Annotated in this window: 12 protein-coding genes; 6 read left to right on the top strand and 6 right to left on the bottom strand. The window is 61.2% G+C overall.

Going from position 1 to position 13,248, the window contains the following annotated elements:
• Nucleotides 1-116: 116 nt before the first annotated feature.
• The 5 genes from EO094_RS16725 to EO094_RS16705 form a co-directional block, all read right to left on the bottom strand.
• Entirely contained in the window at nt 117-1,028 is a 912-nt protein-coding gene (locus EO094_RS16725) for a DMT family transporter (RefSeq protein WP_128294018.1), read from the bottom strand.
• A 166-nt stretch (nt 1,029-1,194) separates the two neighbouring features.
• On the bottom strand, nt 1,195-2,445 hold the full coding sequence (locus tag EO094_RS16720; protein ID WP_164879704.1) for a L,D-transpeptidase family protein: 1,251 nt from the start codon (nt 2,443-2,445) through the stop codon (nt 1,195-1,197).
• 241 nt (nt 2,446-2,686) lie between these two features.
• Entirely contained in the window at nt 2,687-3,202 is a 516-nt protein-coding gene (gene ldtR, locus EO094_RS16715; protein WP_128294017.1) for a transcriptional regulator LdtR, read from the bottom strand.
• Between the two features lie 255 nt (nt 3,203-3,457).
• Nucleotides 3,458-3,865, bottom strand: coding sequence for a DUF6163 family protein (locus EO094_RS16710; protein ID WP_128294016.1), 408 nt, complete (start codon nt 3,863-3,865; stop codon nt 3,458-3,460).
• A complete protein-coding gene (locus EO094_RS16705; RefSeq protein WP_246008577.1) occupies nt 3,858-4,958 on the bottom strand; it encodes an enoyl-CoA hydratase/isomerase family protein in 1,101 nt (366 codons plus the stop codon). Before EO094_RS16705 ends, EO094_RS16710 begins: the two co-directional genes overlap by 8 nt.
• A gap of 256 nt (nt 4,959-5,214) precedes the next feature.
• Between EO094_RS16705 and hemB the strand changes: the two genes are divergently transcribed.
• From hemB to EO094_RS16680, 5 genes are all read left to right on the top strand, one after another.
• Nucleotides 5,215-6,246, top strand: coding sequence for a porphobilinogen synthase (hemB, locus tag EO094_RS16700; protein ID WP_128294015.1), 1,032 nt, complete (start codon nt 5,215-5,217; stop codon nt 6,244-6,246).
• Between the two features lie 70 nt (nt 6,247-6,316).
• Nucleotides 6,317-6,808 carry an RDD family protein gene (locus tag EO094_RS16695; protein ID WP_164879703.1) on the top strand — a complete coding sequence of 164 codons (492 nt, stop codon included), beginning with the start codon at nt 6,317-6,319 and terminating at the stop codon, nt 6,806-6,808.
• 92 nt (nt 6,809-6,900) lie between these two features.
• Nucleotides 6,901-8,703, top strand: coding sequence for a sodium:proton antiporter (locus EO094_RS16690; RefSeq protein WP_128294014.1), 1,803 nt, complete (start codon nt 6,901-6,903; stop codon nt 8,701-8,703).
• 11 nt (nt 8,704-8,714) lie between these two features.
• Nucleotides 8,715-9,461: an arginyltransferase gene (locus EO094_RS16685; protein WP_092812433.1), complete on the top strand. Its 747-nt coding sequence runs from the start codon at nt 8,715-8,717 to the stop codon at nt 9,459-9,461.
• Nucleotides 9,455-10,426, top strand: a complete 972-nt coding sequence (locus EO094_RS16680; protein WP_128294013.1) for an endonuclease/exonuclease/phosphatase family protein — start codon at nt 9,455-9,457, stop codon at nt 10,424-10,426. The genes EO094_RS16685 and EO094_RS16680 overlap by 7 nt, the downstream gene beginning before the upstream one ends.
• 6 nt (nt 10,427-10,432) lie before the next feature.
• Here EO094_RS16680 and parC read toward each other — a convergent pair whose 3' ends face one another.
• Nucleotides 10,433-12,700 (bottom strand): DNA topoisomerase IV subunit A, encoded by a 2,268-nt coding sequence (gene parC / locus EO094_RS16675; protein WP_128294012.1) that lies wholly within the window; start codon nt 12,698-12,700, stop codon nt 10,433-10,435.
• A 64-nt stretch (nt 12,701-12,764) separates the two neighbouring features.
• On the opposite strand from parC, the gene ruvX reads away from it, so the two are divergent.
• Nucleotides 12,765-13,247: a Holliday junction resolvase RuvX gene (ruvX, locus tag EO094_RS16670; RefSeq protein WP_128294011.1), complete on the top strand. Its 483-nt coding sequence runs from the start codon at nt 12,765-12,767 to the stop codon at nt 13,245-13,247.
• Nucleotide 13,248 lies beyond the last annotated feature (1 nt).

Raw genomic sequence — 13,248 nt, 5'->3', positions numbered from 1 at the left:
CGAGCCGTTGTGGCTTCCAGCCTCTTATGATCGGGAGATCACGCTTCGATGACAGAAACGCCCCCGGGAGCCTGAGTATCTAGCCAGGCTTGGCACACGATTGACCGGTTAATCGGTCACCGTCGAAGGGCGAGAATGCCGGCGCCAACGATGAGCGCCATGCCACCAAGGGTGATGAGCGAGGGAATCTCCTGAAACAGCAGGAGACCCCAAATGGCGGCGAAACCGACATAGGAAAAATCGAGCGTGCCAATCACGTTCGACGGCGCGCGCTGATAGGAAAAAGCTGCACCCAGACTGCCGATGATCATCGCCGCGGACAGGAGGACGAGCGTACCGATCTCGGCGGCACCGAGCGGCAACCAACCGGTGGTGAGGTAGCCTCCCTCCCCGCCTCTCTCCTGGAAGATGCCGACACCGCCGAGACCCACCACCACGAATGCGAGATTGAGTGCGAGGGACAACGTCAGAGGATGTTCCTCGCGGCATTTCGTACGCGTCAGAATCATCGCCAAGGCGTAGAGGACCGCCGAGAGAAGCGGCAGCAGGGCATAAGCGTTGAACGCCGCCGCGTCCGGCCGCAGAATCAGGAGGACGCCGGCAAGGCCCAACGCGACCGCCATCCAACCGATCGGCCCGACACGTTCGCCGACGAACAGGGCAGAAAACAAGGTGATGAAGACCGGCAGCGTATAATAAGAGACGGCGGCCACAGACAGCTGAAGATGGGGAAGCGCCGCATAATAGGCGAGCCACATCAAAACCAGCATCAGACTGCGCAGCGTCGTCCACGCCAGGGCCCGCGGCCGAAGCGTCGCGCCCGAGCTTGCCAGGACCGCCGGAACGAGCAGCGGCAGAGCCATCAGCGAGCGGAGAAGGAAGAGCTGCCAGACGGCGATCGTCCCGCTCGTCAGCTTGATGAGCGCATCGCCGAGCGACAATGCGAGGTCGGTCATCAAGATGACGGCCGCCGCCGCGGTGAGATTGTCGGCGGTAGCCGGCTGCTTCCGCGAGGTTCGTACCGTCATCACGTCCCTGGTTCGTTCAGGAACACGTAAAGGGAACTCCTGCGGCAGGTCAACGCACGCCGGCCCGCCCAACGCAAGGGTACCTTCCACGCAACCGCCACGTTTCAGCATACAAAAAACCCCGCGAGACGCGCTCGCGGGGTCGGAAATTCGATAGAGCCGAGGCTTATTGCGGCAGCGGCGAGCCGATCAGTTCTGACGGCTGATTGAGCGCCACCTCGCCCGGAGCATCGAAATTGTAGATGTCGTCGCGGAAATGAACGACGCCGTCACCTGTCGTCCAGGCCGTGAAATAGACCGTGTAGAGGGCCGGCGGGTTGGCCACATCCACATCGAGACGCTCGCCGGAGCGGATCGTCTGATCGACCGTGGCACGCGTATAACCGTTATCCCGCAAAATCCAGGCAACGAGCTCGCGCACATTCATCACACGCACACAGCCCGACGATTCGAAGCGATAGTCGGAGCCGAAGAGGCCTTTCGACGGCGTGTCGTGCAGAAAGACCGAATACGGATTGTAGAAGTTCATGCGCACCGATCCGAGCGAGTTCTGATCGCCTGGGTCCTGCTTGAACATGTAATTGGTCGCTTCGTCGGAATGCCAGTTCACCTGGCTCGGCTGTAGCTCTTCGCCCTTCTGGGTGAAGATACGAATACGGTTGCGCGTCAGATACTCCGGATCCTTCTGCATCTTCGGGATCAGATCCTTGCGGATGATGGAGTTCGGCACCGTCCAGTACGGGTTGAAGTTGATCTCGTGGATCTTGCTGGACAAAAGCGGCGTCTGCCGGTCGACCTTGCCAACCACCGCAGTGTGCCTGGAGACGACCTGTCCGTCCTCGACCACCTCGATCTGGGCACCAGGGACGTTGACCATCACATACCGGCTGGCAGGATCCTTCATCGCAGCGATGCGCTCGCGATTGACCCGCAATTGATTGAGGCGAACCTCGGCCGGAACGTTGAGCGCCTTGAAGGTGCCGGCACCGACGACGCCGTCGGCCGGAATGCCGTGGCGTTCCTGAAAGCGCATGACGGCCGACTGCACATAAGAATCGAAGGCATCGGAGCCTGTCGTCTGGCGCAAATCGCCGGACGCGATGAGACGCTGACGCAGAGCCACGACATTCGGATGGCGCATGCCGATTTTGAGCGCCGGCTCGGAGGGCACGGAATTCCAGCCGCCTGCATCGACCAGGCCCTGGTACCATTCGATCGCCTGATCCATGGCAGGAACCGTATAGGGCGACAGAATCGGGACGGTAGAAGTGACCGGCGCAGCCGTCCGGGGTCCCGTATCAAAGGATTCGCTCCATTCCGACTGATTGACGGGCATCATGTTCTGCGCCTGTGCGGCCAGCGGAAACAGAAGCGCTGCGGCGCAAAGGGAGGATCGCAGAAGCGAAAAAGCGGTCATAGGAATGGTGTGCCTCTCGTCAGACAAATGCCGGTGAATGCGCCCCCGAACGCACCCTTTGAGAACGGGATTACCATCAAGGACCCGTTCTCCACAAATGCATCGCACCCAGCGATCAACACTGTGAATCATTCGAAGCGCTCAAATGCCCACCTTTCATGGATTTATGGCCAATCCGTGATCGAAAACAAAAGGGCCCGGTCATGCCGGGCCCTGTTGCAAAGATGTCAATGTGGGTCTGTCAGAGACGATAGAGAATCTGATCAGTCCAGAACCGCTCCAACCGATGCAGGGTCTTGTTGAGGCGCTTGAAATCGTCCTCCGAAACGCCTCCGACCTTTTCGATCGAACCGATATGGCGCTCATAGAGGCGGTCGACGACATCGGCGACCTCCTTGCCCTTCTCCGTCAGCGAGACACGCACCGACCGACGGTCGACACGCGAGCGCTCGTGATAGATGTAGCCGGCGTCGACGAGCTTCTTCAGGTTATAGGAAACGTTGGAACCGAGATAATAGCCACGGGTTCGCAACTCGCCGGCTGTCAGTTCCGCATCCCCAATATTGAACAGAAGCAGCGCCTGGACGCTGTTCACGTCGGAGCGGCCCATCCGATCAAATTCATCTTTGATGACATCAAGCAGCCGCCGATGCAGCCGCTCCACCAACGTCAGAGCATCAAGATAGAGTGTCTTGAGGTCCTCTGGCTCAGACTCGCCCCTCTCGTAGGCGAGCGCTGTCCGCTCTGCTAGCAACATTACGCCTCTCCGTCATTTTTCTTCAGCCTTCTCCCCGTTACTTGTGCAGGATAGAGAGCCAATTTAAATGGAGATTTAAGCGTCAGCATGAATGAAATCTTGCTCGAAAAAGGGTAAATTTTCTGTGCCGCACGGGAACAGGCTCTGAACGCCGACATCCGGCACCTTTTTGGGCCCCTTCGTCCGTCGACACGAAACAAAACGCCGTCATCTTTCGTGTCTCGTCAACCTCCACGAGCAGGCGTCACAGCCTTGCTACTCGTCCCGACGGCGGCGGCGGTCGCCCAGGAGAACCGCGATATAGAGGCCCATCAAGGCCGCGTGTGCGAGAATTCTCTCCTGGTGGTGTCCGTAGATATCCCGGAACAGCGTGTACATCGCGATCTCGGTAATCGCGGCCACGGCCCAGATCACCGGCCCCCATACGGCGCTAATCCACAGGCCAACGGCCGCGAGGAGGTCGAGAATGCAAAGGACGATCATGGCGGCCTGCCAGGGTCGCTCGAAGGTCAGGAAGTGACCGGCATCAACGCCGACACCCATGATCTGCGCCGCCCTCACGAGTCCCGCAGAAAGCAGCAAGAACGCAACGACCCGCAGATAATAGCGTGTCAGGCGGCCGCGATTGGGGTCGTAGTCAAGGAGATCGACAGCGTCACTCATCCCGATCTCCCGATAAAGCGAGCTCTTCTTCGAGCGGCGCGAAATAGGCGTTGATCTCGGTCTCTTGCACATCGGCAAGATCGGCAGGATGCCAGCGCGGAGCATGGTCTTTGTCGATCAGCTGCGCCCTCACCCCTTCGTAAAAATCCTCTCCGGCAAGGATGCGATTGACGATGCGGTATTCCAAACGCACCGCCTCGGCAAAATCCATTGGAAGACCGAGCCGCATCTGACACAGCGCGATCGCCAGGCTTGTCGGCGACATCCGGGCGATCGCCTGCAATGCCTTCTGGCCACGTTCCCATTCCGGCCGGTCGGCAAGACGGCTCCGAATCTCCGCAATCGAAGTTGCTGAAAAGACGCTGTCGATCTGCTCGGCATCGTCTGCCAGGCCAGATCGGACCTCCCCTTTGGCCTGCGCATATCTCTCGATGATCTGCCGATGATCGTCCTCGCGTGCGAGCTCGTCGATCAGGGCGTCGAAACTTCGCCCTGGCACGGCATGCGTGGCGACACCGCTCCAGAGGCAGTCATCTCGACCAATGCGGCTTCCGGTCAAAGCGAGAAAGGTCCCGGTGGAACATGGCAGCCGGGGAAGAAAATGCGTCGCGCCGACATCGGGGAAGAAACCGATGCCGACCTCAGGCATGGCGAAGCTGATACGTTCGCCGGCAAGACGCACGCTTCCATGAACCGAAATGCCAAAACCTCCGCCCATGACGATCCCGTCGAGCAAGGCGATGTAGGGTTTCGGATAGGTCTTGATGAGGTGGTTGAGGCGGTATTCCTCTTGAAAGAACGTCAGGGGGAGCGGTCCACCTTCCGACTTCGCCCAGAATCCAGCCTCCCAAAGGCGGTGCAAATCGCCGCCCGCTGAAAAGGCTTTCTCATCGAGCGAGCGGATCGCCACATGCGCGACCTCGTCGTCGTCACGCCATGCGTTCAGCGCCCGCAGCAGGGCCTGGACCATATCAAGGTTAAGCGCATTCAAGGCGCGGCCGCGGTTGAGGCTGATGAGACCCAGCCGGCCACGTTTCTCGATACGGATGTCGTCGTCGGCTTTCAGCATCTCAGCGGCCATTTCGTCTGGCATCCGTTCTTCATCGTGGGCGAAAGCGACGGAGACGCTTCGGTGAGCTGTTCCGCAGGCAGCGCTATTTTGTCGCGCTCGATGCTCTGCATTCCCGCCATGAGCGGGAGCTGATCGCCGCAAAGGTCAAATTCCATGCCGGAGCTTTATGCAGCACCTGATCGAGCGTCAATGACGCCCGCGGTTTTGCAAAGGAGCCATTCCCTTGGCGCGGCCTTTACGCGGGGCTATGGTCCGCGCGACGAAACCGGGGGTTTCCATGAACTTGTCCTTTCATAGTGACGCGCTGCCCGATGTCGACCGCATCACCGGGCGGCGGCGTATGCGCCGCAATCGCCGCACCGACTGGTCGCGTCGTCTTATTCGCGAAAACCGCCTCTCACTCGACGATCTGATCTGGCCGATCTTTGTCATCGAAGGCGAGAACACATGCGAACCCGTCCCTTCGATGCCGGGCGTGGAGCGCTTTTCGGTCGATCTCGCAGTCAAAGCCGCAGAGCGTGCGAGAGATCTCGGCATTCCGGTACTCGCGCTCTTCCCGAATACGCATCCGGAAAAGCGTGACGATCAAGGCAGCGAGGCGCTCAACGATTCCAACCTCATTTGCCGCGCATGCCGGGAGATCAAGAAAGCGGTTCCCGAAGTCGGCCTTTTGACCGACGTCGCGCTCGATCCCTATACGAGCCACGGTCATGACGGCCTTCTGCGTGAAGGTCAGATCATCAACGACGAAAGCGTGTCGGTGCTTGCCCGTCAGGCATTGGTGCAGGCGGAGGCCGGCTGCGACATCGTCGCGCCGTCCGACATGATGGACGGGCGCGTCGGCGCCATCCGCGAGACGTTGGACGCCGCCGGCTACGGTCATGTGCAGATCGTCGCGTACACGGCGAAATACGCCTCGGCCTTCTATGGCCCGTTCCGCGACGCCGTCGGCTCGGGAACCATGCTGTCGGGCGACAAGAAGACCTATCAGATGGATCCCGCCAATTCGGACGAGGCTTTGCGCGAGGCCGAACTCGACATCGCCGAGGGTGCCGACATGATCATGGTGAAGCCAGGGCTTCCCTATCTCGACATCATCCGACGCCTGAAAGACACGTTCGGCATGCCGACCGTCGCCTACAATACGTCTGGCGAGTATTCGATGATCCAGGCAGCCGCCGCGAATGGCTGGCTCGATGGCGAGCGGGCGATGATGGAGCAGCTGGTCGCGTTCAAGCGGGCGGGTGCCGATTCCATCCTCACCTATTTCGCCCCGCGCGCCGCAGAGATCCTGCGCGCCAGCCTCTAGAAGCTGCGTCTGGCAGAGCTTGAAGCCGAGCATGGGCCTCCCCACTTCCTCAGGATCGAAGGAGAGGCCCATGACTGCAATCCACGACGCGATCGACCTGGACGAGACGCGGATGCTTGATCCGACACAGCATCCCGAGCTCTACGACAACGTCAGAACGCGCCGTATTTCGGCCTTTCTGGTCGATGCCGTCATCATGGTCGTGCTGATGACCGTATCGTTCGTTGCCATCACCTTCCTTGGCCTTTTCACACTCGGCCTCGGCTGGCTTCTCTTCGGGCTGATCTGGCCCGTCGTCCCGATCCTCTACACGATGTTCACCCTCGGCAGCTCCGAATCGGCCACACCCGGGATGCGCGCCATGGGGATCGAGATGCGCACCTTCGACGGCGGGCGCATGTACAGCCTCCTCGCCTTCGTTCATGCTGTCCTCTTCTGGTTCTCGGTGACGGTGCTCACGCCCTTTGTTCTGCTTGTTTCCCTTTTCTCTCCGCGCAAAAGGCTTCTCCACGACATCGTTCTTGGAACGACGGTCATCCGCAGGGATGACGGCCGGCTTTGAGGCGCGCCAAGCGTCCCTCCCTCGCCGATCGTCGCAACAATCTGGGATTGTAGGGCCTTGACTCCGCCGGTACTTTGCCGACGGAGCCGGGCATGACTTTTTCCGATTTGCAGATGTGGCTCACCTTCGGGGTGATCGCACTGACCATCGTTGGCTTTTCGCTTGAGCGCGTGGCGGTCGAGACGACTGCGCTCGCCTCGCTGGTTCTGCTGACGCTCATCTTCGTCGTTGCGCCTGGGGCTTTCGGCCTGTCCTCCCCGTTATCGTTTGAAGATCTGCTGCAGGGCTTCGCCAACCCCGCACTCGTGGCCGTGCTCAGTTTGATTGTCGTTGGACAGGGGCTGTTTCAGACCGGCGCTCTCGATGGTCCGAGCCGGCATCTTGCACGCAACACCCGCCTGCCGCCATCTGCGGTCTTCATACTCCTCATCGTCTTTGCGGGCGCACTTTCGGCCTTCCTCAACAACACGCCCGTCGTGGTGATGATGATCCCGGTGCTGATGTCACTCGCCCGTGAGCAGCGGATCTCACCGGCGAAGCTTCTCATGGCAATGAATTTTGCGACCATCATCGGCGGCTCGACGACATTGATCGGCTCGTCGACCAATCTTCTGGTCGCGCAGGTGGCGCATCACGAAGCTGGCATCAGTCTCAGGCTCTTCGATCTTACGGCCCCCGGACTTGCGATCGCTGCGATCGCGGTCCCCTACATCCTGTTCGTCATTCCCCGCTTCTTCGGGAAACGCCCCCAGGAAGCGGTCAAGTTCGCGAGCGGCAAGCAGTTCATCACAGAAATCGTTCTGCCGGAGGGGCATCCGCTCGTCGGCATGCGCTCGGTTGCCGGCCTGTTCCCGGGACTTCGCGACATCACCGTCCGGCTGGTGCGGCGCGGCGGCACCATCCATCTGCCTCCCTTTGAAGATATCGAGCTGCAGCCGGGCGATCTCGCGGTTTTCAGCGGCATCCGCGAGGATCTCGCCCGTCACGGCATCATCAAGCCGGCGCGCGGCGAACGCAGCACCGAGACCGCCGGTGGCGGCACACATTCCGTCGGCGAAGCAATCGTAGCGCCCGGCGGCCGCATCATCGGTCGCTCGCCGGCCGAGACGGGTATCGAGCAGACGAGCGGCATCAGTGTCGTCGCCGTCGAGCGGCGCGGCCGCATGTCCCGCCAGGCGTTCTCCGACGTGCGGCTGGAAGAAGGCGACGTGCTGCTTCTTTCCGGTACGGACGCCGCCTTCGATCGGCTGCGCGGCAGCCGTGATCTGCTTCTGCTCGAAAAATCGTTCGCGCCGCTGCCGGCGCGGAGGGATACACTTCGCTCAATCCTCATCTTCACAGGGCTGATCGTCCTCGCGGCGACCGGGCTCGTCCCCATCGCGATTGCAGCGCTTGGTGCGGCCCTCCTGATGCTCGTCTTCGGCTGCCTCAACATTCGCCAAGCGCGGCGGGCCTTCGACAGCCGCATTTTCATGTTGATTGGCGCCTCGATCGCCCTCGCGACCGCGCTGGAGCGAACAGGCGGCGCACAATTCCTGGCGGAGCACCTCGTCGCGATAACGGAACATGGAGGCCCGCGTCTCCTGCTCTCGGCGCTCTTCGCGTTGATCGCGATCCTCACCAACGTCTTGTCGAATAATGCGACAGCCGTGCTTTTTACCCCGATCGCGGTCTCAGCGGCCGCGGCCATCGGGGCTCCGGCCCTGCCCTTCGTCATGGCCGTGATCTTCGCCGCCAACGCCTCGTTTGCGACACCGATCGGTTACCAGACGAATCTCCTCGTCATGGGCCCGGGAAACTATCGTTTCGTCGATTTTCTCTTGGCGGGCGGACCGCTCACCATCATTTCATGGCTTGTGTTTTCACTGTTCGCGCCGTGGTATTATGGCATCTGAGTGAGGTTCATATGACGCGGCCGATTGCAGAAGCTCAGCAATTCTATCTCACTGCCCCCGGCCCCTGCCCCTATCTTCCCGGTCGGCAGGAACGCAAAGTCTTCACCCAACTCGCGGGACCGCATTCGGCGCCTTTGAACGACATTTTGAGCCAGGGCGGCTTCCGGCGCAGCCAGACGATCGCCTATCGACCGGCCTGTGACCGTTGCGCGGCCTGCGTGTCGGTTCGGGTCTGTGCCGACCTTTTTTCTCCGACGCGCTCGATGCGTCGAATCACGCAGCGCAATCGCGATCTCGTCTCCGACTGGCGCGACAACATCGCAACCACCGATCAGTATTCTCTCTTCTACCGATATCTCGAAGAGCGCCATTCCGGTGGCGGCATGCTGCAGATGACGGTTCTCGATTATTCACTCATGGTCGAAGACAGCCATGTCGAGACGAAGCTCGTCGAATACCGGCGGCGCACCGCCGACAGCGCCACCGGACGGCGAGGCGACGGCGAACTCATCGCCTGCGCTCTGACCGACGTGCTCGCCGACGGGCTCTCGATGGTCTATTCGTTCTTCGACCCGGAGGCGAAAGACCGCTCCCTCGGCACCTTCATCATCCTCGATCACATCGAGCGCGCCAAGCGGCTCGGAAAGCCCTATGTCTATCTCGGCTATTGGGTCGAGGGTTCCCGAAAGATGGCGTACAAATCGCGTTTCCGACCGCAGGAACGGCTGACCATGCGAGGCTGGGAACGCTTTTGCTGAGATTTCTCGTGTGGGTGGGGCTCGTCGGTGTGATGCTGGCGAGCCTGATCAGCTTTGGCGGCTATTGGTGGCCGTCTCTCGACAGCATCAATCACTTCCGGCCCTTTCTGTTTGCTGGGTTCGCGCTTGTCGCGGCACTCGCCCTCTTTGCCCGCTTGAGGCTGGCCTTCGCACTCGGCGTCTTCCTCGCGCTCGCCCAAGGCTGGTTCCTGATCGCGGAGATCTTGCCCGAAGCGCATTTCGGAAGCATCGCAGCCGAGACCGCTGGCGTTCCTCTGAAAGTGATCAGTTTCAACATGCTCGACAAACGCGTCGACGCTGCGGGCCTCGCCCGGATGGTCGAGCGGGAGCGCCCGGACGTCCTCGTCTTGATCGAGGCCTGGCCCAATACGGCGCATGTTTTGGCGGCGCTGAAGCCTTTTCTACCCTATCGGCTCGATTGCTTCTCAGCGCATTTCTGCGACGTCGCGATCCTGACCCGCCATCCGTTCACCAAGACCTATGTGTGGGATCCTCCCGCCGGAGAGCCTCGGGAAAACAACGTCTCACTCATGAGCGTCACGTTTGAGAAGGACGGCATTCCCGTCACCGTCTGGGGCACGCATCTCGACTGGCCGGTACCGGCGCGCGGCCAGACGATGCAGTTTGAGGCCATGAGGAAGGATCTTCAGGATGCCGGACCCAACACGATCCTCGCAGGCGACTTCAATTCAACGCCGTGGTCCTTTGCCTTGCAGAGATTCGGCGCGGCGATCCCGTTGCACCGTATCACGCGCGCCATGCCGACCTGGCCGAGCGAAAAGGCCGTCTTTCGCGGCCGTCACTCGGTTCGCGCCTTCGGCCCCTTCATGCCGCTCGACCATATCTTCATCGGAAAAGCCATCCGCAAAACCGATGTGAGACGGGGCCCCTATCTCGGCTCCGACCATTACCCGGTGATCGCCGACCTCAAACTTGTCGACTGAGCACCCTCAGGAAGCGGGGCTGAAGCGGTTCGACTTCGGAAAACCCTGCGGTGCCATCCGTCCCGCCTGCGCGCGTTCGCCGAGCCACTCAGACAGATCGCCATAAGAGCGCGCATGCGTACGGCCGGCAGAATCGCTCCAGGAGAGTCCCTGTTCGCCTTCAAAGACGCGCACGTCCGAAATGCCGCCATCCTTGTAGCGCTGCAGCCTGACGCCCTTGCCGCGTGTCATTTCCGGCAGCTGCTCCCTCGGGAAAATCAGAAGCTTCCGGTTTTCTCCGATGACGGCCACATGATCGCCGGCGGCCGGAACGCAAATCCGGGCCTCATCCGATCCGGATACATTCAATATCTGCCGGCCTTTACGAGTGTTTGCTACCATATCAGTTTCGGCGATGATGAAGCCGTTTCCGACGGATGACGCGACGAGGCGTTTTACCTGCGGGTCGTGCACGAAGGCAGCAAGGATGTCGCTGTCCTTGTCCATCTCCACCATGAGCCGCACCGGCTCTCCCTGGCCGCGGCCACCGGGCAGCCGGGCGGCCTCGAGGGTGAATGCCTTACCGCCGGTGGAAAAGAACAAGATCTTGTCGGTCGTGTGCGCCGGGAACGCGATCTTGAGACGGTCGCCTTCCTTGAAGCTCAGCGACGAGAAATCGGTCATATGGCCACGCATCGTGCGCAGCCAGCCCTTTTCAGACAGGATGACCGTGATCGGCTCGCGCTCGATCATCGCCTGCTGGATCTCCTCGACGTCGATCTCCGGGGCATCGGCAAACGTCGTGCGCCGGCGACCGATCTCGGTGTCCGGACCGAACTTCTTCTTCACCGAAGAGATTTCGAAAGAGACGCATTTCCACTGACGCTCTTCCGATTCAAGGAGGCCCGTCAGATCCGTCTGCTCGGCGGTCAGAGCCTCGTGCTCCTTGCGGATCTCGATCTCTTCGAGCTTCCTCAAAGCGCGCAGGCGCATATTGAGGATCGCCTCCGCCTGAACATCGGTCAAATCGAAGGCCTGCATCAGCTCCGGCTTGGGCTCGTCGCTTTCGCGGATGATGCGGATCACCTCGTCGAGGTTGAGATAGGCGATCAGATAGCCGCCCAGAATTTCCAGACGGTGGGCGATCTTATCCAAACGATGGCGGGTGCGGCGCAGAAGCACGTCGCGCCGGTGGTGCAACCATTCGTTCAAGACATCTCGCAAGGACATCACCTTCGGCACACGGCCTTGCGAGATGACGTTCATGTTGAGCGAGAAGCGCACTTCGAGATCGGCACGCTTGAAAAGCGATTCCATCATCAGGTCAGGATCGACCGTGCGGCTCTTCGGCTCGATGACGATGCGCACGTCCTCCGCGCTCTCGTCCCGAACATCGCCCACGAGGGGCAATTTGCGGGCCTCGATCTGGCTCGCGATCTGCTCGATCAGCCGCCCCTTCTGCACCTGATAGGGGATTTCAGTGATGATCGCCGACCAGGCGCCGCGGCTGCCTTCCTCTTTTTCCCAGCGCGCACGCACGCGCATCATGCCGCGCCCGGTCGAATAGGCTTCCAGCCGATCGGAGGCGGGAGAGACGATGACGCCACCGGTCGGGAAATCCGGACCCGGGACGAATTCGAGCAGCTTCTCCGCACTCGCATTCGGGTGCTTGATGAGGTGGAGAGCCGCATCGCACAATTCGGCCGCGTTGTGCGGAGGAATGTTCGTCGCCATGCCGACGGCGATGCCCGATGCGCCGTTCGCCAGAAGGTTCGGGAACGCTCCCGGAAGGACGACCGGCTCCTCGTCCTCGCCATCATAGGTGGCGCGAAAATCGACGGCGTTCTCGTCGATGCCTTCAAGCAGAAGGTTCGCAACCTCGGTCAGCCGCGCTTCGGTGTAGCGCATGGCGGCCGCGTTATCGCCATCGACATTGCCGAAATTGCCCTGCCCGTCGACGAGCGGATAGCGGACCGCAAAGCTTTGCGCGAGGCGGACCATGGCGTCGTAGATCGCCTGGTCGCCATGCGGGTGAAAATTACCCATCACCTCGCCGACGACCTTCGCCGACTTTTTGAAGCCCGAGCCCGGCAGAAGCCGCATCAGACGCATGGCATGCAGGATGCGCCGATGGACAGGCTTCAGCCCGTCGCGCACATCCGGCAGCGCCCGATTCATGATCGTCGACAGCGCATAGGCGAGATAGCGCTCTTCAAGCGCTTCACGCAGATTGATGGGGACGATGTTCTCGTCGCCCTCGCCTCCGCCTGGAGGCGGAATCAGTTCCTTGCCCATGGCGCCCTATGTGGCGAATTCTTGAAGCCGCGACAATGCACGCGGGCCGTGCTAGGCGAATCGAATGGCTGCTGACCTCACAATCGAAGAGTTTTCCACCGCCGCCCCCATGGGAACGCGGCTTGCGGGTCTCGACCTCGGGACAAAGACTATCGGGATCGCCGTTTCGGATCCAGGACAGAACGTCGCGAGCCCCGTGACGACCATCCGTCGCGTCAAGTTCGGACAGGACGCGGCGAGCCTCCTGTCACTGTGCACGACGGAGAGAATCGGCGGTCTCGTCCTCGGCCTGCCCGTCAACATGGACGGCAGCGAGGGCCCGCGCTGTCAGGCGACGCGTGCGTTCGTCCGCAATCTGAAGACGCTCACCGACTTGCCGATGACCTTGTGGGACGAGCGCCTGTCCACGATGGCGGTCGAAAGAGCGATGATCGAGGCCGACCTGTCACGGCGCAAACGTGCCGAGCGGGTCGATGCCGCGGCGGCCGCCTATATTCTGCAAGGTGCACTCGACCGGCTGGCGACATTGCGGCGCCAGCGCGTCTGAG

The sequence above is a fragment of the Afifella aestuarii genome, assembly GCF_004023665.1.
Taxonomy (GTDB): domain Bacteria; phylum Pseudomonadota; class Alphaproteobacteria; order Rhizobiales; family Afifellaceae; genus Afifella; species Afifella aestuarii.
This window is presented reverse-complemented; position numbering and strand designations above follow the sequence as displayed.